At 42.7% G+C, this 21,744-nt stretch carries 22 protein-coding genes; 15 read left to right on the forward strand and 7 right to left on the reverse strand.

Going from position 1 to position 21,744, the window contains the following annotated elements; translation table 11 throughout:
- Nucleotides 1-18: 18 nt before the first annotated feature.
- The 3 genes from R7035_RS00300 to R7035_RS00310 form a co-directional block, all read right to left on the reverse strand.
- Complete coding sequence (locus tag R7035_RS00300; protein WP_213971245.1) at nt 19-1,740, reverse strand: ATP-binding protein; 1,722 nt, start codon at nt 1,738-1,740, stop codon at nt 19-21.
- A complete protein-coding gene (locus R7035_RS00305) occupies nt 1,730-2,911 on the reverse strand; it encodes an FIST signal transduction protein (protein ID WP_017634895.1) in 1,182 nt (393 codons plus the stop codon). Before R7035_RS00305 ends, R7035_RS00300 begins: the two co-directional genes overlap by 11 nt.
- A 113-nt stretch (nt 2,912-3,024) precedes the next feature.
- Complete coding sequence (locus tag R7035_RS00310; protein ID WP_005377473.1) at nt 3,025-3,381, reverse strand: hypothetical protein; 357 nt, start codon at nt 3,379-3,381, stop codon at nt 3,025-3,027.
- Between the two features lie 257 nt (nt 3,382-3,638).
- Between R7035_RS00310 and ccoN the strand changes: the two genes are divergently transcribed.
- From ccoN to uspE, 10 genes are all read left to right on the forward strand, one after another.
- Nucleotides 3,639-5,066 (forward strand): cytochrome-c oxidase, cbb3-type subunit I, encoded by a 1,428-nt coding sequence (gene ccoN / locus R7035_RS00315; RefSeq protein WP_005396488.1) that lies wholly within the window; start codon nt 3,639-3,641, stop codon nt 5,064-5,066.
- A 12-nt stretch (nt 5,067-5,078) separates the two neighbouring features.
- Nucleotides 5,079-5,699 carry a cytochrome-c oxidase, cbb3-type subunit II gene (gene ccoO / locus R7035_RS00320; protein ID WP_005377475.1) on the forward strand — a complete coding sequence of 207 codons (621 nt, stop codon included), beginning with the start codon at nt 5,079-5,081 and terminating at the stop codon, nt 5,697-5,699.
- Between the two features lie 9 nt (nt 5,700-5,708).
- Nucleotides 5,709-5,882 (forward strand): cbb3-type cytochrome oxidase subunit 3, encoded by a 174-nt coding sequence (locus R7035_RS00325; protein WP_005377485.1) that lies wholly within the window; start codon nt 5,709-5,711, stop codon nt 5,880-5,882.
- A complete protein-coding gene (gene ccoP / locus R7035_RS00330; protein ID WP_005377487.1) occupies nt 5,882-6,856 on the forward strand; it encodes a cytochrome-c oxidase, cbb3-type subunit III in 975 nt (324 codons plus the stop codon). The genes R7035_RS00325 and ccoP overlap by 1 nt, the downstream gene beginning before the upstream one ends.
- Nucleotides 6,857-6,961: 105 nt before the next feature.
- A complete protein-coding gene (locus R7035_RS00335; protein WP_005377489.1) occupies nt 6,962-7,438 on the forward strand; it encodes a FixH family protein in 477 nt (158 codons plus the stop codon).
- 4 nt (nt 7,439-7,442) lie between these two features.
- Nucleotides 7,443-9,806, forward strand: a complete 2,364-nt coding sequence (locus tag R7035_RS00340) for a heavy metal translocating P-type ATPase (protein ID WP_206970822.1) — start codon at nt 7,443-7,445, stop codon at nt 9,804-9,806.
- 15 nt (nt 9,807-9,821) lie between these two features.
- The gene (gene ccoS, locus R7035_RS00345) at nt 9,822-9,986 is read left to right on the forward strand and encodes a cbb3-type cytochrome oxidase assembly protein CcoS (RefSeq protein WP_005377493.1); all 165 of its coding nucleotides are present in this window, start codon (nt 9,822-9,824) and stop codon (nt 9,984-9,986) included.
- 8 nt (nt 9,987-9,994) lie between these two features.
- Complete coding sequence (locus tag R7035_RS00350; protein ID WP_172563260.1) at nt 9,995-10,675, forward strand: sulfite exporter TauE/SafE family protein; 681 nt, start codon at nt 9,995-9,997, stop codon at nt 10,673-10,675.
- A 90-nt stretch (nt 10,676-10,765) separates the two neighbouring features.
- On the forward strand, nt 10,766-11,512 hold the full coding sequence (locus tag R7035_RS00355; protein ID WP_005377497.1) for an FNR family transcription factor: 747 nt from the start codon (nt 10,766-10,768) through the stop codon (nt 11,510-11,512).
- Between the two features lie 180 nt (nt 11,513-11,692).
- On the forward strand, nt 11,693-12,640 hold the full coding sequence (gene uspE, locus R7035_RS00360) for a universal stress protein UspE (protein ID WP_005377500.1): 948 nt from the start codon (nt 11,693-11,695) through the stop codon (nt 12,638-12,640).
- Nucleotides 12,641-12,780: 140 nt separating this feature from the next.
- Here uspE and ttcA read toward each other — a convergent pair whose 3' ends face one another.
- The 4 genes from ttcA to R7035_RS00380 all read right to left on the reverse strand — a co-directional run bounded on the left by ttcA (nt 12,781) and on the right by R7035_RS00380 (nt 16,175).
- Complete coding sequence (gene ttcA, locus R7035_RS00365) at nt 12,781-13,674, reverse strand: tRNA 2-thiocytidine(32) synthetase TtcA (protein WP_005377502.1); 894 nt, start codon at nt 13,672-13,674, stop codon at nt 12,781-12,783.
- A gap of 198 nt (nt 13,675-13,872) precedes the next feature.
- The gene (locus R7035_RS00370; protein WP_025766641.1) at nt 13,873-14,535 is read right to left on the reverse strand and encodes a DUF2987 domain-containing protein; all 663 of its coding nucleotides are present in this window, start codon (nt 14,533-14,535) and stop codon (nt 13,873-13,875) included.
- 13 nt (nt 14,536-14,548) lie between these two features.
- Nucleotides 14,549-15,385, reverse strand: a complete 837-nt coding sequence (locus R7035_RS00375) for a glucosaminidase domain-containing protein (RefSeq protein WP_025766642.1) — start codon at nt 15,383-15,385, stop codon at nt 14,549-14,551.
- Nucleotides 15,378-16,175 (reverse strand): hypothetical protein, encoded by a 798-nt coding sequence (locus R7035_RS00380; protein WP_005389175.1) that lies wholly within the window; start codon nt 16,173-16,175, stop codon nt 15,378-15,380. The genes R7035_RS00375 and R7035_RS00380 overlap by 8 nt, the downstream gene beginning before the upstream one ends.
- Before the next feature lie 400 nt (nt 16,176-16,575).
- On the opposite strand from R7035_RS00380, the gene potA reads away from it, so the two are divergent.
- The 5 genes from potA to R7035_RS00405 all read left to right on the forward strand — a co-directional run bounded on the left by potA (nt 16,576) and on the right by R7035_RS00405 (nt 21,723).
- The gene (gene potA / locus R7035_RS00385) at nt 16,576-17,691 is read left to right on the forward strand and encodes a spermidine/putrescine ABC transporter ATP-binding protein PotA (RefSeq protein ID WP_017634901.1); all 1,116 of its coding nucleotides are present in this window, start codon (nt 16,576-16,578) and stop codon (nt 17,689-17,691) included.
- On the forward strand, nt 17,672-18,532 hold the full coding sequence (gene potB / locus R7035_RS00390) for a spermidine/putrescine ABC transporter permease PotB (protein ID WP_213970427.1): 861 nt from the start codon (nt 17,672-17,674) through the stop codon (nt 18,530-18,532). The genes potA and potB overlap by 20 nt, the downstream gene beginning before the upstream one ends.
- Nucleotides 18,532-19,302, forward strand: a complete 771-nt coding sequence (gene potC / locus R7035_RS00395; RefSeq protein ID WP_255984309.1) for a spermidine/putrescine ABC transporter permease PotC — start codon at nt 18,532-18,534, stop codon at nt 19,300-19,302. Before potB ends, potC begins: the two co-directional genes overlap by 1 nt.
- 102 nt (nt 19,303-19,404) lie before the next feature.
- On the forward strand, nt 19,405-20,436 hold the full coding sequence (locus R7035_RS00400; RefSeq protein WP_186584256.1) for an extracellular solute-binding protein: 1,032 nt from the start codon (nt 19,405-19,407) through the stop codon (nt 20,434-20,436).
- 249 nt (nt 20,437-20,685) lie between these two features.
- Nucleotides 20,686-21,723, forward strand: a complete 1,038-nt coding sequence (locus tag R7035_RS00405; RefSeq protein WP_033905298.1) for an extracellular solute-binding protein — start codon at nt 20,686-20,688, stop codon at nt 21,721-21,723.
- Nucleotides 21,724-21,744: the final 21 nt, after the last annotated feature.

A 21,744-nucleotide genomic window follows, 5' to 3' on the forward strand; every position in this document is an offset into this window, starting at 1 on the left:
ATATTAACGCCTTTTTACTTATTGAAATGACTGTATAGCTTCAAAGATATCTTGTCTTCTAACTGGCTTGGAAATGAATCCGTCCATCCCGGCATCCAGGCATTTATCTCTATCGCTTTCTAGCGCATGTGCAGTTAACGCTATAATTGGAGTCTTGAGGCCTTTATCTCGAATAAGCCTTGTTGCAGTAATTCCATCCATCACCGGCATCGAGACATCCATGAGAATCAAATCGATTAAATCCTCATGCTCCTCTAAAAATGTTAATGCCTCTGCTCCATGGCTTGCGATATGAACATTATGGCCAAGCTTATTTAAGATAAGCTTTATTACGAACTGATTCGACTCGGTATCTTCTACGACGAGAAGTTCCATTGCTTTTGTCGGTTGATTGGTTTCGATTCTAACTGGACGATTTTGATTACAACGAGTCAAAACTGGAATCGAAATCGTAAAGGTTGAACCAACATGCTCATCACTTTTAACGGCAATCTTTCCACGCATCATTTCAACTAAATGCTTGGTTATTGCGAGCCCCAGTCCTGTACCACCGAAGCGTCTCGTGATGGAACGGTCTCCTTGATGAAATGCCGTAAACAAGTGCTCTTGCTTTGCTTTAGATATACCAATTCCAGTGTCAGATATTGAGATCACAAGTTCAGCATCTTGCTCAGATACAGAAACTTTTACTTCACCTTCGTCTGTAAACTTTATTGCATTCCCTATTAGATTAAACAGGATTTGAGATAACCGCGTGGAGTCAATCCAAAATTGTTTGTCATTAGTGACAGTACAGTTGAGTTTAAATTGGAGATTTTTCTTCTTAGCTATTTGTTTTTGCTGAGAAATGACAAAAGTGACAGTGTCTCTTAAATTAATCCATTGTTCATTGAGCTGAAAGCGACCTGACTCGATTTTAGAGAGATCAAGAATGTCACTGATTATCGCGAGAAGTAACTCTGCAGAGCACTCCATTTGGCTCAACGCATCAATTTGTTCTTCTGACAAGGTTGATTGCTTCAGTATATCTAGCATTCCAAGAACGGAATTTAAAGGGGTTCTTATTTCATGGCTCATCATCGCTAAGAACTCCGACTTAGAGCGGTTCGCAAGCTCTGCTTCTTCTCTTGCTTTAGCGAGCTGAGTTGTTCTTACCTCAACGATACGTTGTAACTTCTCTTTGGTCTCGATATCAATGACCGCCCTTTCAATTAAGGGACGAAACCGCCTCAAGGTTTCCTTATTCTCTATGCTAAAGTGCCCTTTCTGAGCTCCAATAAGTAGGATTACGGTTTGCGTTACTTCTGAACGTATACCAGTTAAAACGACCGAGTTTACATGGCTTTTTATAAAGCTGTTTAAGTTAACAAACTCAGCGAGTTTATCTGGCTCGAACAGTAGAATGCATTCACCATTGAGAGCTCTTTGATAGGTGTTACCGTGTAACCAGGATACATTATCAAATACGCTATTAGTTGATATCAATGTCTTGAAGGGATATCGTTCACCATCACGAGTCAGTACAATAAAATCATCGAAGTTGATGTACTTTTTGAGGACATTGTTTAATCCCGTAAATATCTCATGCCGATTCTTTGCCTCACTCATCGCAGATATCGCGGAAAGAATGGCCTTGTTTTCATCAGCGAGTAGTCGTTCTCTTTGTCTAGCCTGCTTTAGCTCAACTAACGCTTCTTGAAGCGCTTCCTGTTGATATATGTCTAAGTATTTATCTTTCATAAGGTTTATGGAATATAGCCGATGAAATCATCAGGTTTCCATGTCCATTCTCACCACCAATAAATCTACCTTGCTCGCCGAAAGTAAAAGGGCAAATAAAAGGCAAATGTTCTAGTTCTTGGTTAATTTGTTCACAAACGCTATTCATGTCTTGCATTAAGTGCAACATGGGACCTGCGCAAAAGATATTTATCACTCCAATTTTTCGAGACTCTTCTAATTTTTGGTTAAAAGCGGCATTGACGACTTTTGCAGCGCGCGCAACGAGATGCTCACGACTTCCTTTCATTAATGTGAGCTCGTCACCCTCTTCTATTCGTGTAAACAACTCGATTCCACCATCTGGCGTCTCACGGATCGGATGGGATAACTTGTAATATGGGCGATCATAGAGATGACCTGCGATCCGCCCTAATGGATAAGCACTCGAGTTTGTAAACAGCATATTATCTTTACCTACTTGGTTATCCTGGTGATTTGTCCACCTTCTATAAACATTGAGCGCAGGTTCATTATCAATTTCAAGTAAGCATCTATCGTTGGTCTTGGTTGCAACACCTTTGATATTAGTTGGTGTATGCCCAGCGCTGAAAGCGATATCAACAGGTTGAGAGGAGTAAAAGAGAGTTAAGCTTAAACCTGAAGTTTGAGAGCCTTGGGCGGTTATCACAGACCATTTCCCAGCGATGTTATTATCAGCGGCCGAACCACCAATAATTGGAATTAGAGTTCCAAATCTTTCATCTATAGACGCAATGATTGATTCCTCTTGCCCTGGTGTAGCATGAAGTAGAATTAAGTTTGGTACCTCTCCTACACGGTTTGCGTTCTCAAGGGCCATATCCAAAGCCTTGGTGACGCTGTCACCTGAGTTGTGATTAGAAATACCAGTACCATAAGCATGAGGACCTGTATCATAAACAGCAAGTGCCGCAATTACTGGTCCTGTATGAAAGCCCTGATCTGTCATTACGGCTTGACATGAACTGGCGCCATGAAAAGGCACACCAGGAAAATGCGCAAGAAACGCTTCTCGAATCAACTCGAAATTGTATTCTTCCGTGTAGTAACACATCACGTAAGACAAGTTCTGTTGTGTCAATTCTGACCTGAGCGTTTTTATCGCTGAGTCTTCATCTTTAATATGAGTAAAAACTGATTGGCAATGCATACGATTTTATAATTGGATATCACTCTGCTGTTATACCATTCCAACCAATTTTCTCTAGGTAAGAAGGTGTTAATTTCATTAATAAGTTACGATTATCTCGTGATAGATCGTATTTATAATTGAACTACAACAATGTTTTCACCTTTTTTAAAGGTGATTTTTTTCGATTCAGGCATGATGTCCCATTCTACTGACTTATGCTTTTCGTTGAGATTGATAAAATTACCAGATTGATTTAGATCAATTTTTAGAGTGCTACTTTCTGTCGTTTCGAGCGAAATTCCCATTGAGTCACGATTAATCGTGATTATTTCTCCTTCAATTGTTACATCGCATCGTTCTTTTTGTGAACAGTCAACGCTATTAACGCTCTCGTGTGTAAAGGTACGCCAGAAAAATGCGCCTATTAAAACACTGAGCATGATTAAGATTTGTGCAAGTCGCGCCTTTGTTAACTTTTGTGCAGGCATAATTACTAATATCCTTGTTACAAACTTCAAACTTTTTAAATAAAAAATGATTTCCAGAGGTCCAGTAAGGTTACTACCCTGTCATTGAATTGTTAATTCAAGTATAGTGTCACGCTGAAAATGCCACTTTTTATTAAAGTCAGCAATGGAAATAAGGTGATGATAACACTTGAATTCTAGAGTTTACTTGGGTGGTGTTACGACGCAAGTCGTGTTGGAAGTAAAAGTGTAGTTAATTAGAAATTGGAAGCATGCAAATGAGCCAAGTAAAGCAGCTTGAACAAAACTACAACTATACAGTCGTTCGCCAATTTACCCTTGTGACCATTTTATGGGGCATAGTTGGTATGGCTGTTGGTGTTTTGATTGCCGCTCAATTAGTTTGGCCACAGCTAAACTTTGATACGCCGTGGTTGACGTACAGTCGCTTACGTCCACTGCATACTAATGCGGTAATTTTTGCGTTTGGTACCAGTGCTCTGTTCGCAACGTCTTATTATGTTGTACAGCGCACATGTCAAACACGTCTTTTTGGTGGCCCACTCGTTGCCTTCACCTTTTGGGGTTGGCAAGCAATCATCCTGGCAGCAGCCATTACTTTGCCTCTCGGTTTAACATCGGGTAAAGAGTATGCTGAGCTAGAATGGCCTATTGATATCGCAATTGCGCTAGTATGGGTATCATATGCGGTGGTGTTCTTCGGCACACTAGTGAAGCGAAACACGTCACATATTTATGTGGCAAACTGGTTCTTCGGTGCCTTTATTATCACAGTAGCAGTACTTCACATCGTGAACAGCATGGCTATTCCTGTGTCACTTGGTAAATCTTACTCGATTTACTCGGGCGCAGTGGATGCGATGGTTCAGTGGTGGTATGGACACAATGCGGTAGGTTTCCTACTGACCGCTGGTTTCCTAGGTATGATGTACTACTTCGTTCCTAAACAAGCTGAACGTCCTGTTTATTCTTACCGTCTATCTATCGTTCACTTCTGGGCACTTATTTCTCTATATATTTGGGCAGGCCCTCACCACCTTCATTATACAGCGCTGCCAGACTGGACTCAGTCTCTAGGTATGGTTATGTCGCTGGTTCTATTTGCTCCTTCTTGGGGTGGTATGATCAACGGTATTATGACGTTATCTGGTGCATGGCATAAGCTTCGTTATGACCCTATCCTACGTTTCCTAATCGTTTCACTGTCGTTCTACGGTATGTCTACCTTTGAAGGCCCGATGATGTCGATTAAGACGGTTAACGCACTTTCTCACTACACAGACTGGACCATTGGTCACGTTCACTCTGGTGCGTTAGGTTGGGTTGCGATGGTCTCTATCGGCTCTGTATATCACTTGGTACCTCGCCTATTTGGCCAAGAGCGTATGTACTCTGTTGGTCTAGTTAATGTGCATTTCTGGCTAGCAACAATCGGTACCGTTCTTTACATCGTTGCGATGTGGATCTCTGGTGTAATGCAAGGTCTTATGTGGCGCGCGGTTAACTCTGACGGTACGCTAACTTACAGTTTTGTTGAATCTGTAGAAGCGTCTTATCCGTTCTACTTTGTACGTTTCCTAGGCGGATTTATCTTCCTATCTGGTATGTTCCTAATGGCATACAACACGTACAAAACGGTAAGTGCACCTAAAGAAAGCCTAAAAGCTATCCCACATCCGGCATAAGGAGATTTAAGAATGAGTAATAATTCTAATAATCGCCATGAAATCTTAGAACGTAATGTCGGTTTGTTGGCTATTTTTATCGTGTTTGCTATCAGTTGGGGTGCTCTTGTAGAGATCACTCCTCTGATTTTCCAAAAGCAAACGACTGAACCTGTAGAAAATCTGCGCGCTTACACTCCTTTGGAGATGGAAGGCCGTGATATCTACATCCGTGAAGGTTGTAACGTCTGTCACAGCCAGATGGTTCGTCCTTTCCGCTCAGAGACTGAACGTTACGGTCACTACTCTGTTGCTGGTGAGAGTGTTTGGGAACACCCATTCCTTTGGGGCTCTAAGCGTACAGGCCCGGATTTAGCTCGTGTTGGTGGTCGTTATTCTGACGAATGGCACCGTGTTCACCTGTTAGATCCTCGTGAGCTTGTACCTGAGTCAAACATGCCAGGTTTCCCGTGGCTAGCTGAAAACGTTTTAGACGGTAAGCTAACTCAGAAGAAACTTGAGCTATTTCGTGATCAGTTCGGCGTTCCATACACTGATGAAGAGATCGCGAATTCGGCTAAAGAAGTAGAAGGTAAAACAGAGATGGATGCAATCATCGCTTACCTTCAGTCTCTTGGTCATGCAATGAAGTAAGGGGATCATATGGATTTCGGTACAATTCATAGTATTTATACCGTTGTACTCTTCGCTAGTTTTATTGGCATCGTATGGTGGGCATTTAGTAAAAAGCGTAAAGCACGCTTTGAAGAAGATGCCAACTTGGTGTTTGCTGACGAAGAACAAAAGACCCCTAATAACCAAGGAGTGAAGAAGTAATGACTACATTCTGGAGTCTCTGGATTATCGTGATTACTGTCGGCACGCTAGTAGGCTGTGCGATTCTCCTGACTTGGTGCGCTAAAGATAAAATGGGCGTCGAGGAAGGGGAAGACATGGGCCACGAGTACGATGGTATTCGCGAGCTAAACAACCCTCTACCAAAGTGGTGGACTTACCTGTTTGTAAGCACATTTGTGTTCGCAGCAGTTTACCTTGCCCTATTCCCAGGTCTAGGTAGCTTCAAGGGCTTTTTAAACTGGCAGAGTTCGGCTCAAACCGTTCGCTCACTAGAAGAGTCAAAAGAAGCCATCGCTGCAGCACAAGAGAACAAGCAACTAAACCAATATGCAAAAGAACTGGATGATGCCGACGCTTACTTCGGCGAAGCATTCCGTAAACTTGCGCACAATGACAGTGGTCTACGCCCAATTCCTGAAATTGCGCAAGATCCTGAAGCATTAAAAGTTGGTCAGCGTTTGTTTTTGCAAAACTGTTCTCAATGCCATGGCTCTGATGCACGTGGTCAGAAAGGCTTCCCTAACCTGACTGATGATGCATGGCTATATGGTGGCGAGCCAGCAGCGATCGTTACAACCATCATGCACGGCCGTATTGGTCAAATGCCAGCATGGAAAGATGCCCTTGGTGAGCAAGGTGTTCAAGAAGTTGTAAGTTACACACTTAGTTTATCTGGTCGTAAAGTAAATGCTCGTGAAGCCGCGGCAGGTAAAGCACGCTTCGTAGTGTGTGCTGCTTGTCATGGTACCGATGGTAAGGGTAACCCTGCAGTCGGTGCGCCTGACCTTACAGACCAAGACTGGTTATTTGGTGACTCTCGTGCAGCTGTAACAGAAACCGTAATGAACGGACGCTCAGGCGTAATGCCTGCGTGGAAAGACATTTTGGGTGAAGATAAAGTTCAGCTCGTTGCCTCATATGTCTGGAGTTTAAGTAACTCAGAGAGTAAGTAACTGAGATATTACGTAACATAGCAATAACAGCCCCTTTCATAGGGGCTGTCTTTCCTTTAAATTTAACGCCTTACATTTTTTCATTTAGCTGTTGAGAACTTTTTTATGGTAAAGCCTTGGTATAAACAATTTTGGCCGTGGTTCCTAATCATCCTTCCTCTTACTGTCGTAGTTTGGACTGTGATTACTGTGGTCGTTTTCTCGAACAACTCTGTTTCTTTAGTCGCCGAGGATTACTATAAAAAAGGCAAAGGCATTAATATCGACATTAGTAAAATGAATGTCGCTCGTGACCTAGGTCTTAACGCTGAGATTTCCTCTGAAAATAACAATGTTGTGATTGTTTTCGCTAAAGGGAAGCTACCTCATTACCCTGCTCTAACGGCCACTTTCACTCATCGTACTCTTCCTGATCGTGACTTCACAAAGCTTGTAACAGCGGATGCATCTGGTAATTACCGACTAAAAGCTGAGGAATCTATTCAAGGACCATGGTTTGTTGAACTACAACCACACGACAAGCAATGGATGATCCAAGGTAAAGTTGAGTTTCCTGCCTCTTCAACACCGTTAATGAAGTAAGCATATGTGTAAATCCTGTTATCACTGCGGTGAAGATGTACCAGCCAACACGGATTTCAAAGTAGAAATATTGGGTGAAATTCGCGACATGTGTTGTCCGGGCTGCGAAACTGTGGCGCAGACTATTGTCGATAGTGGTCTTGTCTCATATTACCAATACCGCACTGCGCCTGCAGAAAAGGCAGATCTAGTACCAGAGCAACTCCAAGCTTTAATTCATTATGATAATCCGGATGTACAATCTGAATTCGTACGAAATCGCGAAAATGTTTCTGAAGTAACCCTTTCTTTGGAAGGCGTTTCATGTGCCGCTTGTGCGTGGTTAATCGAAAAGCAAGTTTCTAATACGGCCGGGTTGGTATCTATCCGTGTTAATACAACCACCAATCGAGCGTTACTAGCCTGGGATAAAACTCAGGTACGGTTAAGCGAGCTCCTTTCCGTTATACATAAACTTGGTTACAAAGCTGCACCTTTTGAAGCAGATAAGCAAGAAGCCTCTTACCATCGAATGATGAAGCAATATCTATATCGGCTAGGTATTGCAGGCTTAGCAACCATGCAGGTCATGATGCTCGCCGTTGCACTGTATCTCGAAGTCTTTGGTGATTTAGAGCCAGAGTTTAAAAGTTACTTTCGTTGGGTAAGTTTGATTTTTGCTACTCCTGTTTTGCTTTATTCCGCTCTTCCATTTTACTTAAACGCATGGCGCAGTATCAAAGGCCGAACCCTTGGTATGGATGTCCCGGTTTCTATCGCGTTGATCTTTGCCTATGTTGCAAGTTTAGTTGCAACAGTAACTGAACAAGGCGAAGTCTTCTTTGAATCTATCTCGATGTTTACCTTCTTTTTGTTAGTAGGTCGATTCTTAGAGATGCGCGCTCGTCGCAAAGCTGCTGCAGCGAGTGGTAACCTTCTTAAGTTGATTCCGGCAATTGCTACAACGCTGGACGGTGATCAGATACCCGTGAAGACGCTAAAAGTTGGCGATCGTATTCGCGTTCTACCTGGTGAACATATCCCCGCTGACGGTAAAGTTATTTCAGGCCGTATTCATATTGATGAATCCATGCTAACGGGTGAGTCAGTGCACGTTGTGAAACGAGAAGGTGATGTCGTCTATGCGGGAACGCTAAACGGAGACGAATCATTTGAACTCGAGGTAGTAAGCTCAAAGGCCGATTCAATGATTTCTAACATCGTGCGTTTACAAGATGAAGCTCAACACTCCAAACCTAAAATTGCGGAAATTGCAGACATTGTCGCCCGTTACTTTGTTGGTGTGATTCTTATTATCTCTGCTGGTACTTGGTTTTACTGGCATCAAACAAAACCAGATGATGCGTTTTGGATCATGCTGTCTGTGTTAGTCGCTACATGCCCATGTGCGCTATCTCTGGCTACTCCGACCGCTCTCACTTGTGCTACCTCTAGAATGGGTAATTTTGGCATTTTGCTTCGTAAAGGCCATGTGTTTGAGACACTATGTAAGATCAACCACTTAGTTGTAGATAAAACAGGCACTCTAACGAAAGGTGATATTGAGATCTGTGAAACAAAGGTACTTAGTGATCTCCCACAGAAAGATTGTCTATCACTAGCTGCAGCTTTAGAGGCTCATGCAAACCACCCTATCGCTCGTTCTTTTGCAACTTTCACCAATGATGACTTTATCGTGTCTGATGTGCAAAACGTGATTGGGTCAGGGATTGAAGGGATATGGAATGGCAAAATCGTTAAGATAGGTAGTGCTGCTTTTGTTCAAGGCAAAGAAAGTGATGAAAGCCAGGCGGTCTATCTGTCGGTTGATGGCAAGCATGTCGCTAGCTTTTACTACCGCGACCCTATCCGAAAAGAAAGCAAAGCCTTTATTCAACGTTTTGCTGACGCTGGAATTAAGACAACCCTGCTAACTGGTGATTCTCTCTCAAACGCCCAACCAGTGGCGAATGAAATTGGTATCGATCACATCGTCGCGTCAGCAAAGCCAGAAGATAAGCTTGCATACCTTAAGAGCTTGGACGAAAACAGTATCACTATGATGGTTGGTGATGGAATCAATGACGCGCCGACTCTCGCCGGAGCTCACCTTTCTGTCGCAATGGGCGGTGGTACAGATGTCGCTAAAGCTTCTGCAGATATGACGTTACTTGGGGATAATCTCGAAAAGCTACTAGAGGCACGTTTGCTTGCACTGCGTACAAGAAAGATTATTCGAGAAAACTTGGCTTGGTCTTTGGGTTACAACCTGTTAATTTTGCCTTTGGCGGTCGCAGGTTTAGTGGCTCCCTACATTGCAGTAGTTGGCATGTCTGCAAGCTCAATTATCGTTGTATCTAACTCTTTGCGCCTGCTCAAAGAGAAATAAGTAGAGAAAGCAAACATGGAAAGTCTTTATATATTGATTCCCATCGCTATCGTTCTCGTTTGTGTTGCTGTCGCCGTTTTTCTTTGGGCGGTAAGAAGCGATCAGTTTGAAGATCTTGAACGGCAAGGGCATAACATTCTTCTCGACGAAGAAGACCAATCTAATAGTGATAAAAAGTAGCGACCTTTATGACTCCTGATTTTATCGGTGCGTTGATGATCGGCTTAGTAGGAGCCGGTCATTGTATGGGTATGTGTGGTGGTATCGCGTCTCTGCTTACCATGGGCTCTTCTGCTAAAAATAAAACCACCCCTCTTATCCCCCTCTTCTACAACCTCGGACGATTGATCAGTTATACCTTAATAGGAGCATTAGTGGGTGGTGCTATATCAGGTTTATCTGAGCTTAGTGGGTTAACGCATTCTCTTGCTTGGTTAAGGCTGATTGCGGCGTTATTCATGATCCTGGTCGCGCTGTATATTGCTAAATGGTGGCAAGGCTTACTTTTAATAGAAAAGCTAGGGCAGTATATCTGGCGCTTTATCTCGCCGGCAGGGAAGAATCTGTTGCCACTAAAGCATCCTCTTCACGCGTTGCCATTTGGCTTTATTTGGGGTTGGTTACCATGTGGTTTAGTTTATTCAGCGCTTACTTGGTCGGCGGTTTCTGGTAGTGCGATGAACGGCGGCCTAATTATGCTTGCGTTTGGGCTCGGAACGCTACCTGCGATGCTTATTATTGGATACGGTGCCAATCATTTTCAGAAATTACAAAAATCATTAATATTTAGAAATATTTCAGCATTAATCCTTATTGGCTATGGTACGTATACCGCTGTAGGAGCCTTAGCGTTACTCGGTTTCAGATAACGTTAAACTCTATTGAGGTGACATTTTTGCTACCCTTTAGGATTAAGCGATGCTAAAATATTGATGTATATCAAATAGTGAAAGGTTGTTATGATTTCTGAAAAACCTGCAACAAAGCGTATCCAATCAGGCGGTTGCGCCATTCATTGCCAAGATTGTAGCATTAGTCAACTGTGTATCCCGTTCACTCTAAATGAGGCAGAACTTGACCAGCTTGACCAAATCATCGAACGTAAGAAGCCTATTCAAAAAGGACAAGAGCTTTTTAAGGCCGGTGATGAGCTAAAATCGCTATACGCTATCCGCTCTGGTACCATCAAGAGCTATACGATCACAGAGCAAGGTGATGAGCAAATCACAGCGTTTCACTTAGCTGGAGACTTAGTCGGTTTCGATGCTATCACTGGTGACTCCCACCCTAGCTTTGCTCAAGCACTCGAAACGTCGATGGTATGTGAAATCCCATACGAAATTTTAGACGATCTATCGGGTAAGATGCCTAAGCTTCGCCAGCAAATCATGCGTTTGATGAGTAACGAAATTAAAGGTGATCAGGAAATGATTTTGCTTCTTTCTAAAAAGAATGCAGAAGAGCGACTAGCTGCTTTCCTTTACAACCTATCAACGCGTTTTTCTCAGCGTGGCTTCAGCCCTAGAGAGTTTCGTTTAACTATGACTCGTGGTGATATTGGCAACTACCTTGGTCTTACAGTCGAAACGATTAGTCGTTTGTTAGGTCGTTTCCAGAAATCTGAGATCCTAAGCGTAAAAGGTAAATATATCACTATCTTAGACCACGATGCATTGATGGAACTTGCTGGTGTAACTAAAGAATAATACACCCTAATTATTGATGTAGCTCGAAAATGAGCTACATCATATTTCTCATAAATTCCTTTCGAAAGTCCTCAAAAAGTTCTCCAAACTAAGCTACAGTAAAAATGTACGGTGAGTACTCCAAAATACTGATTTAATTTACATTCAGTATCTGGTTTTGCAATAGAAGTGGGCTTAGTTATGAGTATATACAGTAAGATCCTTGTTGTAGCTGACATCAATAATGATGAGCAGCCCGCACTTGCAAGAGCTGTTCAATTAGCTCAGAAAAGTGTATCTAGAAGCCGAATCACTTTCTTTTTATCCATTTACGATTTCTCGTATGACATGACGTCAATGCTATCGGTGGATGAAAGAGATGCTATGCGTCGAGGTGTCATTCATCAGCGTGAGCAGTGGATGCGTAAAATTGCTCAACCATACCTAAACGATGGCTTCGACTTTGATGTTTGTGTTGTCTGGCACAACCGCCCTTATGAGGCGATTATTGCTGAAGTCTATGCAGGCAATCATGACCTAGTCATCAAAGGCACACGTAAGCATGATGTTTTAGAGTCTGTCATTTTCACACCGACAGATTGGCACTTGTTGCGAAAATGCCCTATTCCAGTGCTTCTTATTAAGAATGCTGCTTGGCCGGAACAAGCAAGTATCCTTGCCTCAGTACATGTGGGCTCAGAAAACCCGACTCATATTGATCTCAACGATACGATGGTCGAGCGATTAAAAGAAATCACCACTCGGCTTGAGGCCAAGCCATATCTTGTTAACGCCTACCCCGTTACACCGGCGAATATTACGATTGAACTTCCTGAATTTGACCCAACGACTTATACCGATGCAGTGCGAGGTCATCATTTAACGGCTATGAAAGCACTACGCCAAAAACATGGTCTTGATGAAGAACAAACGATAGTTGAGCAAGGTTTACCTGAAGATGTCATTCCGGCAGCTGCAGAGCGCTTGAACGCAGCAATGGTTATTTTAGGTACCACAGGGCGAACAGGGCTTTCGGCTGTCTTTATTGGTAATACAGCGGAGCACGTAATTGATAAAATAAATTGCGACGTGTTGGCTCTAAAACCAAAAGGCTATATTAGCCCTCTCGACCCAAATACAGCAACCTAATCTCTCCTTAGTATCGCTATGTATTGAGCACTTTCAAATAAGCGCTAATAAATCCCCCCAATACAGGGGGATTTTTGTTTGGGAACAGTTAAAGCGTTGGGTACAAAAAAGGAGGTCTAATTGACCTCCTTTTTTACGAGTTAGATGTTCGTAACATCGATGAACATCGATTCATCAATATTCGTCGAAGAAACGACAGCCTCATTAAATTCATACTCTTCGCGGTTACCTTCACGATCTAGCGGTAAGTTAACAAAGTCGAACAATTCGCGGTCTGCTAGTTGGCTTGGGCTTACGTTTTGAATTGATTTAAAAATTGCTTCCACACGCCCTGGCGTCTTCTTATCCCATTCAATCAACATTGCTTTTATAGATTGACGCTGAAGGTTCTCTTGAGAGCCACAAAGGTTACACGGAATTATTGGGAAATCCTTGTGCTCAGCGTATTTGATCAAATCTTTTTCACGACAGTAAGTCAATGGACGAATGACCACGTTACGACCATCATCAGAGCGTAGCTTTGGTGGCATCGCTTTAAGGCGAGAGCCGTGGAACATATTCAAGAACATTGTTTCGACGATGTCATCCATGTGATGACCTAGCGCAAGCTTAGTTGCACCAATCTTCTCTGCAAATGAATACAGCGTACCACGTCGCAGGCGTGAACACAGACCACAAGTGGTTTTGCCTTCTGGTACCTTCTCTTTTACGACGGAATACGTGTCCTTATCGACGATATAGTAAGGGATGTTCAGTGTTTCGAAATACTCTGGCAGAATGTGCTCAGGGAAGCCCGGTTGTTTTTGGTCTAGGTTTACCGCAACCACTTCAAATTTGATCGGTGCGGCTTTTTGAAGATTCAGCAGGATATCAAGCATCGCGAATGAATCTTTACCACCGCTAATACATGCCATTACAACATCGCCTTCTTCGATCATGTTGTAATCAGTAATGGCATTTCCAACATGTCTTCTTAGGCGTTTCTGAAGCTTGTTGAATTCTAGGGTTTCTTTTCTTGTATCTATTTGGTTCATTGCGGGCTCTCACATCGCCGATAAATCGACTAGGACTTCCTAACATGGGTTTCTTTGGGGCGTGGATTATACGAGCTTTTTACGCAGGATTAAATGCTTGTCTTATTGAGTCTTTAAGAAAAGAGTGTGAAAGATACTTTAGTTACGGTCAAAATTAAAAAAGAGCTGCGATTGCAGCCCTTTCTAAACGTTCAGTGTTCATTTCTTTGCGTTAGGTAGATAAGGTAACACTCGCATCGTCGGTTCTGGTAGTGTCATTGTGCCACCTTGCCCTATTTCACTTAGTGCGACTTGTATCTTGCCATTGACAATTGGCTTTTCGGTTCCGTTTGAGAAAATCACTTTATCATTCAGTTGATTTGCAAACTCCATCGTCACACCTTGAACCTCCGGTGTAAACCAACCCGCAAACATACCGCCTAAATCTTCCAGCATCGTCTGCATTTGAGGTAGAAGAGGCTTAAGTTGGTCGTAAGAAACGTTACCCTGTAATGGTTCTTTGGTCATCACGACAAGTGAGTAATCGCAACGTGTATCTTTTGGGGTATCGACAAAAACCAACGGATTCGCTGACTTTAAGTTTTTATCAACAGGTAAAGGCAACTCTTGTGAAGCAGGGATAACAAACTCTTCATAGTGCTCTTCTTTTTCCATCCAAGCTTTTTCTATCATACAAATTTGTTTAGTTTTTGCGTCCACAAAAAAGACACCAACTTTCACATCGTCATGCCCTTCTTTATTGTTGTTTTTTAGTTGAGTATATAACTTTGAGTACGTGAACATGTACTCTTGAGCTTGGGTTATCGGCGATGCAAGAATTAGCGCCGCACTTCCCAACAGACTTAGGCTTAACTTTTTCATTTTATCCGTTATTTTATTGCGTCCAGTAGGCGTTGTTATGACGAATCATAGCGCGAAGATCGTGTACATAGGCGATGCCACGTTCAGAATAGGCTAGCAACCCATGCGTTAACTCTGACGCGGTTGCGACCGTTAACAAGCCCTTGTTCTTTTCAGCCAGAGATGTTCTGATTTCACGCAGGTCTGCATACGCTGGGTTTCGATTAACGTTCATAAAGTAGCCATGAACAGACTGTTGTACAGAATCGAATTTTTCAACTTCATGAACTTTGTTAGCGCCACGTTGCGCTGGAACAATTCCACAGCCCTTTTTATAACACCATTGGCCGAACAAGTTGTTTGCTTGAGTAGCAAAACGAGAAGTGCCCCACGCAGATTCATTTGCCGCTTGAGTTAGAACCAAGGCTTCAGGTAAGACGTTCACTCGCACAAGCATCTCATCTAGCCACGTTTGATCAATCTTATCGTTACTCAAGGGCAACGAATACAGAGATGATAACCGCTGAGCATACTCTTGTTGTTCTTGCGTCACTTGTCCCACCTTTAAAGAGGTAAGAAAGGCCCGCTCATGACGAATTCGTTGATTCTCAAGAGCAATTTTAGGCCTTAAAAAATCAAAAAAAGCAGCTTTTTTCTCTTTCGTATCTTTTATTGAATTGAAGTCTGGGATATCACCGATGTATGGCAAGTGTGATAAATCGACATGCTTAATCTTGCCAGAGAGTACGTCAGGATTTTCCACATATTTAAACTGTTTCTCGTAGTGTAAATATGGGCCTATAGAAATGAAAGTGGCGGCTATACAGGTTGCCGCCACTCGTAAACTTATTGATTTCAAAGAATTAGGCATCAAACACCTGTGAGTTACCATCGTGATCATTATCGTTTTTCTGTGTTGTAACGATCTTAAGCTTAATTCCAAACATTTCGCGGTAGAGTATGCCTTTCAAATGGAAGAAGAATGGCAGCACAAAAATCAAGCCAATACCGTAGAACATTGCTGCAATAATAAACATTAACATCACGCCTAAGTAAAGCCCCGCGACCACAAAAATCTTCTTGTTGATTGCGCGAAGTGATAACAGCAACGCTTGCATTGGTGGCACCCTTTTCTCACAAATCAACAAAATAGAGTGACTAAATGCCAAGGAAAGATACAGCGACAGTAAAGGAAAAATCATACCAACCACACCTTGTAGCATTAAGCTCATGAGCGTTGCTAGAATAACAGGAATGGTGAACTGCAACCCCTTTCCAACATGGCGCAACTTAGTCTTCAGGCCGGCGACATGGCTCATAGCCATCAAGCTGATCCCCGCATAAATTGGTGCGCTAATCACCTCATAACTGAAATTCGCGACATAAATAGAAGACACAATATCGTTTGTGAACGACTCTGGGTTCTCAAATGCATCAAGAATAACGCTCAAATCGCCCAACTGCAGTTTTAATGCAATATAGAAAATACCTAACTGGACAAAAAGCAATACAATAATGGCAGGAGAAAATGATAAAAAGTGCTGGATGGTTGCTCGCCAAGCTTCGTTAAAAACCGCGCCAGCTTTAAGCTCGTAGTTGCCAGACAAAGCTCGCTCTACACTCCCCCCAAGATTGAAATCTTTCTCAAAATCGTCGTTCATAGTTTATCCAAGACTAACTTGTAAAATTTTGACTGGAATTCCAGTCAATTAATGTAATCGTCATTATAAAGAAATCTTTCCACATCTAACATCACAACTCACCTACAATCCTTGCAATCTCAACTGTATGGTTGATAATTAACCACTTTCAAGGTCATGAAATTGAAACAATTGTTGAACAAAGTTTAGTGCTATCAAACTGTGTCTAGATGCCAATTAATCTCATAAAAACAGTATGGTAAGGAATGATGGCTTTTTCCTGCAAAATTATTTCTGTTTCAAGATAAGAAAATGCTTTAATTTCACACTTTTGGTGATTATGATGCGCGCCTCAAAAGTGAATGGTTAGTGTCACATCAGCTGGGATAATCCCGGCTTGAACGTGGGGGAAATACAGACGTTGAACGCAAAACCGCAAGCAGGAAAGCCAGTTATTCGTTTATCTGGTATTAGTAAAAGTTTCGATGGTAAGGAAATCATCGGTAATTTAAATCTGGATGTTAATCATGGTGAATTTCTGACGATTCTCGGGCCTTCTGGTTGTGGTAAGACAACAGTTTTACGCATGATTGCAGGTTTTGAAACGGCAGATAACGGTCAAATTATTTTGGATGACCAGGATGTAACACAGGTTCCTGCAGAGCAAAGGCACGTCAACACGGTATTTCAAAGTTACGCATTGTTTCCACACATGACCGTATATGAGAATGTCGCTTTTGGTCTTCGTATGCAGAAAACGCCTACTGCGGACATTGAACCACGAGTAATGGAAGCGCTACGCATGGTGCGCCTAGAAAAAATGGCTCAGCGTAAGCCTCATCAGCTTTCTGGCGGTCAGCAACAACGTATCGCCATTGCGCGTGCGGTTGTTAACAAACCAAAAGTACTGCTGCTAGATGAATCTCTATCTGCACTTGATTACAAACTGCGTAAGCAAATGCAAATCGAGCTTAAACAGCTTCAGCGTCAACTTGGTATTACCTTTATCTTCGTTACGCACGATCAGGAAGAGGCCCTATCGATGTCTGACCGCATTATTGTTATGCGCGACGGTGTTATCGAGCAGGATGGTTCTCCACGTGAGATTTACGAAGAGCCGAAGAACCTATTTGTTGCTCGCTTTATCGGTGAGATCAACGTATTCAACGCAACCATGCTAGAGCGTATCGACGAGAAACGTATCCGTGCAGAAATCGAAGGTGTCGAGTCTGTTGTTTACTACGATCAGGAAGCGCAAGCAGGTGAAAAACTGCAAGTACTACTTCGCCCAGAAGACTTACGTATCGAAGAGATCAAAGAGTCTGAAGAAAAAGGCATCGTAGGTCACGTAACAGAGCGTACCTATAAAGGTATGACGCTTGATTCCGTTATCCAATTGGATTCAGGCATGCGTGTAATGGTTAGCGAATTCTTTAACGAAGATGATCCTGATGTGGACCACTCACTTGGCCAGAAAGTCGCTATCACTTGGGTTGAGAGTTGGGAGGTAGTCCTCAATGATAAGCAAGAAGATTAATCTTCAAAACGCGATCATTACCTTAATCGTCGGTTGGTTAACACTTTTCGTGTTGGTACCAAATGTGATGATTATCGGTACGAGTTTCTTAACGCGTGATGAAGCAAACTTAATCGAAATGACATTTACTTTCGACAACTACTTACGTCTACTCGACCCCTTGTATGCGAAAGTGCTGATGCACTCGTTCTACATGGCGATTGTGGCGACGTTGTTGTGTTTAGTAATTGGTTACCCATTTGCTTACATCATAGCGAAAATGCCAGAGAAATGGCGCCCATTCATGTTGTTCTTAGTTATCGTACCTTTTTGGACAAACTCTCTTATCCGTACTTACGGCCTGAAGATTGTTCTGGGTACACAAGGTATTTTGAACAAATCATTAATGGCGATGGAAATCATCGATAAGCCATTACGTATTATGTACACCGAAACAGCAGTAATGATTGGTCTTGTGTACATCCTGCTTCCATTTATGATTCTGCCGCTTTACTCGGCAATCGAGAAGTTGGACAACACTTATATCGAGGCGGCGAAAGATCTTGGTGCGAACAAGTTCCAAACCATTACGAAAGTGATTCTACCTCTTACAATGCCTGGCATTATCGGTGGTTGTTTGTTGGTTCTGCTACCAGCACTAGGTATGTTCTACATCTCTGACCTTCTTGGTGGTGCGAAGAACCTACTGATTGGTAACGTTATTAAGAGCCAAGTATTGAACGCTCGTGACTGGCCATTTGGTGCTGCGACCAGTATCGCCCTCACCTTAGCAATGGCTGTGATGCTTTACGCTTACTACAGAGCAGGCAAACTATTGAATAAGAAAGTGGAGCTAGACTAATGGGACGCACAGTTAGATTTAGCTTTATGGCGCTGGTGTATGCATTTTTGTATCTGCCAATCATCGTCTTAATTGTTAACTCATTTAATGCCAACAAATTTGGTATGAAATGGGATGGTTTCACCACGAAATGGTACGAAACCTTAGTAAATAACGACAGCCTAATGCAAGCTGCATGGCATTCATTGAACGTAGCGGTATTCTCAGCGACAGCAGCAACCATCATTGGTAGCTTAACGGCCGTTGCCCTATTCCGTTACTCGTTCAAAGGTAAAGGTGCGGTAAACGGCATGCTGTTTGTCGTGATGATGTCTCCAGATATTGTTATGGCGATTTCATTGCTTGCTCTGTTCCTAGTATTAGGCGCGCAGCTTGGCTTCTTTACTCTATTGATTGCTCACATCACCTTCTGTCTACCATTCGTTGTGGTAACAGTGTACAGCCGCTTAAATGGCTTTGATGTGAAAATGTTGGAAGCTGCAAAAGACCTTGGTGCAAGCGAATGGGTAATCTTGAAACAGATCATCCTTCCTCTTGCTAAACCAGCGGTTGCTGCAGGTTGGCTACTGAGCTTTACCCTGTCTTTGGACGATGTGATCATCAGCTCGTTTGTAACGGGTCCAACATACGAAATCTTACCATTGAAGATTTACTCCATGGTTAAGGTGGGCATTTCACCGGAAGTGAACGCCCTAGCAACGGTGATGTTGATTGTTTCTTTGGTCTTGGTAGTAATTTCTCAGTTGCTAGCAAGAGAAAAAGTGAAGTAGAATCCGCACCTGTTAACATCACGAAACAGAATGGTTACATGCCATTCTGTTTTTCTATCTATCGTCCAAAATTGGACAACGTTTGGTTTGGAGCTAACGTCAATGAAAAAATGGGCTACTCTATTAGCTGGTAGTGCATGTGCGCTTTCTCTGTTCTCTGGTACAGCGACAGCGGATGATAAAGAACTAGTATTTATGAACTGGGGTCCTTACATCAACAGTAATATCCTAGAGCAATTTACTAAAGAAACTGGCATCAAAGTGATCTACTCGACTTACGAGTCGAACGAAACTTTGTATGCAAAGCTAAAAACCCATAACCAAGGTTATGACCTAGTAGTACCTTCAACGTACTTCGTGGCGAAGATGCGTGACGAAGGCATGCTACAAAAGATCGATAAGACTAAGCTGAAAAACTTCGGCAACCTAGATAAAAACTACCTAGACAAGCCTTACGATCCAAGTAACGACTACTCTATCCCACACGTTGTTGCGATTACAGGCCTAGCGGTTAACGCAGATATGTACGATCCAAACGACTTCCAAAGCTGGGCTGACCTATGGAAGCCTGAGCTTGAAGGTCAAGTAATGTTGATGGACGACACTCGTGAAGTGTTCCATATCGCTCTGCGTAAACTTGGCTACTCAGGTAACTCAAAAGACCTTAAGCAAATCGATGAAGCGTACGCTGAGCTACAAAAGTTGATGCCTAACGTTTTAGTTTTCAACTCTGACAACCCTGGCGCACCTTACATGTCTGGTGAAGTGGGCGTTGGTATGCTTTGGAACGGTAGCGCCGCAGCGGCACAAAGTGAAGGCCTGAACCTTAAACTCGTTTTTCCTAAAGAAGGCGGTATCGGCTGGGTTGATAACTTCGCTATCTCTTCCGGTGCGAAGAACGTAGAAGCCGCTCACAAGATGATTGACTTCCTACTGCGCCCAGAAATCGCAGAGCAAATCTCTCGTGATACTGGCTACCTAACGGCGGTGGAAGAATCGAATGCTAAGTTTAAAGACGTTGCCCCACTGTTCCCTTCTCAAGAAGACCTTGACCGCGTTGAATGGCAAGATGCGGTTGGTGATCTAACCGTTAAGTACGAAGATTATTTCCTCAAGCTGAAAGCGGGACAATAATCTAGCTTGTGTAACAAGTCATCAACCATAGGAAAATAGGCAGCAATACGCTGCCTATTTTTGTCTTAGGCTGATATAATCGCGCGTTGCTAGGTTTATTTGTCTTGGTATCATAGATTTATCGTCTCATAACAAGGAGACAACGATATTCAAGCTAAATGAACATATTTGTGCTTACTGCGATTTGGCTCAAATTGATAACTCCAACTAGTATTGACTTGTCCAATCGCGAAACAAAACGGAAAACAAATGAAAAGTAAATTCTACGCAAGCGCTCTATGTGCAGCGACGCTCATCGCTACCCCTGCAATGGCTGCTGATCAAGAACTGTATTTCTACAACTGGTCGGAATACATTCCAAACGAAGTTCTTGAAGACTTTACAAAAGAAACTGGAATCAAAGTTATTTACTCTACATACGAATCTAACGAGAGTATGTATGCAAAACTAAAAACTCAAGGTTCTGGTTACGACTTGGTAGTACCGTCTACCTATTTCGTCTCTAAAATGCGTAAAGAAGGCATGCTACAACAGATCGACAAAGAGAAATTATCTCATTTTGCCGATCTTGATACTAACTTCCTAAACAAACCGTTCGATCCGAACAACAACTACTCTATCCCATACATTTGGGGGGCGACCGGTATTGGTATCAATGCTGACATGCTAGACAAGTCATCGGTTTCTAAATGGGATGATTTCTGGGATAGCAAGTGGGAAGGTCAACTAATGCTGATGGATGATTCTCGCGAAGTATTCCACATTGCATTGACTAAGCTTGGTTACTCACCAAACACGACTAACCCAGAAGAAATCAAAGCCGCTTACGAAGAACTGAAAAAGCTAATGCCAAACGTATTAGTATTTAACTCAGACTTTCCTGCAAACCCTTACCTTGCGGGTGAAGTTTCACTAGGCATGCTTTGGAACGGTTCTGCATACATGGCTCGTCAAGAAGGCGCGAACATCGACATCATCTGGCCAGAAAAAGGCACTATCTTCTGGATGGACAGCCTAGCAATTCCAACTGGCGCAAAGAACGTTGACGCCGCTCATAAGATGATCGATTTCCTACTACGTCCTGAGAATGCAGCTAAAATCGCACTAGAGATTGGTTACCCTACTCCAGTTAAAACGGCACACGATCTGCTACCGAAAGAATTTGCTAATGATCCAAGCATCTTCCCACCACAAGAAGTGATGGACAGCGGTACTTGGCAAGATGAAGTTGGCGAAGCGAGCGTAATGTACGATGAGTACTTCCAAAAGCTAAAAGTGAACAACTAATTCGTTAGTTTTAAAGATATG

The sequence above is a fragment of the Vibrio sp. 1731 genome (assembly GCF_033339955.1).
Taxonomy (GTDB): Bacteria; Pseudomonadota; Gammaproteobacteria; order Enterobacterales; family Vibrionaceae; genus Vibrio; species Vibrio alginolyticus.

Excerpts from the sequence above, each read along its gene's own strand:
- R7035_RS00335 (WP_005377489.1), top strand. The coding sequence starts at position 6,962 with ATGGTAAAGCCTTGGTATAAACAATTTTGGCCGTGGTTCCTAATCATC.
- R7035_RS00405 (WP_033905298.1), top strand. The coding sequence starts at position 20,686 with ATGAAAAGTAAATTCTACGCAAGCGCTCTATGTGCAGCGACGCTCATC.
- potB (WP_213970427.1), top strand. The coding sequence starts at position 17,672 with ATGATAAGCAAGAAGATTAATCTTCAAAACGCGATCATTACCTTAATC.
- R7035_RS00310 (WP_005377473.1), bottom strand. The coding sequence starts at position 3,381 with ATGCCTGCACAAAAGTTAACAAAGGCGCGACTTGCACAAATCTTAATC.
- R7035_RS00325 (WP_005377485.1), top strand. The coding sequence starts at position 5,709 with ATGGATTTCGGTACAATTCATAGTATTTATACCGTTGTACTCTTCGCT.
- R7035_RS00375 (WP_025766642.1), bottom strand. The coding sequence starts at position 15,385 with ATGCCTAATTCTTTGAAATCAATAAGTTTACGAGTGGCGGCAACCTGT.
- ttcA (WP_005377502.1), bottom strand. The coding sequence starts at position 13,674 with ATGAACCAAATAGATACAAGAAAAGAAACCCTAGAATTCAACAAGCTT.
- R7035_RS00340 (WP_206970822.1), top strand. The coding sequence starts at position 7,443 with ATGTGTAAATCCTGTTATCACTGCGGTGAAGATGTACCAGCCAACACG.
- R7035_RS00380 (WP_005389175.1), bottom strand. The coding sequence starts at position 16,175 with ATGAACGACGATTTTGAGAAAGATTTCAATCTTGGGGGGAGTGTAGAG.
- potC (WP_255984309.1), top strand. The coding sequence starts at position 18,532 with ATGGGACGCACAGTTAGATTTAGCTTTATGGCGCTGGTGTATGCATTT.
- R7035_RS00305 (WP_017634895.1), bottom strand. The coding sequence starts at position 2,911 with ATGCATTGCCAATCAGTTTTTACTCATATTAAAGATGAAGACTCAGCG.
- ccoN (WP_005396488.1), top strand. The coding sequence starts at position 3,639 with ATGAGCCAAGTAAAGCAGCTTGAACAAAACTACAACTATACAGTCGTT.
- R7035_RS00350 (WP_172563260.1), top strand. The coding sequence starts at position 9,995 with ATGACTCCTGATTTTATCGGTGCGTTGATGATCGGCTTAGTAGGAGCC.
- R7035_RS00370 (WP_025766641.1), bottom strand. The coding sequence starts at position 14,535 with ATGAAAAAGTTAAGCCTAAGTCTGTTGGGAAGTGCGGCGCTAATTCTT.
- R7035_RS00400 (WP_186584256.1), top strand. The coding sequence starts at position 19,405 with ATGAAAAAATGGGCTACTCTATTAGCTGGTAGTGCATGTGCGCTTTCT.
- uspE (WP_005377500.1), top strand. The coding sequence starts at position 11,693 with ATGAGTATATACAGTAAGATCCTTGTTGTAGCTGACATCAATAATGAT.
- ccoP (WP_005377487.1), top strand. The coding sequence starts at position 5,882 with ATGACTACATTCTGGAGTCTCTGGATTATCGTGATTACTGTCGGCACG.
- ccoO (WP_005377475.1), top strand. The coding sequence starts at position 5,079 with ATGAGTAATAATTCTAATAATCGCCATGAAATCTTAGAACGTAATGTC.
- R7035_RS00355 (WP_005377497.1), top strand. The coding sequence starts at position 10,766 with ATGATTTCTGAAAAACCTGCAACAAAGCGTATCCAATCAGGCGGTTGC.
- ccoS (WP_005377493.1), top strand. The coding sequence starts at position 9,822 with ATGGAAAGTCTTTATATATTGATTCCCATCGCTATCGTTCTCGTTTGT.
- R7035_RS00300 (WP_213971245.1), bottom strand. The coding sequence starts at position 1,740 with ATGAAAGATAAATACTTAGACATATATCAACAGGAAGCGCTTCAAGAA.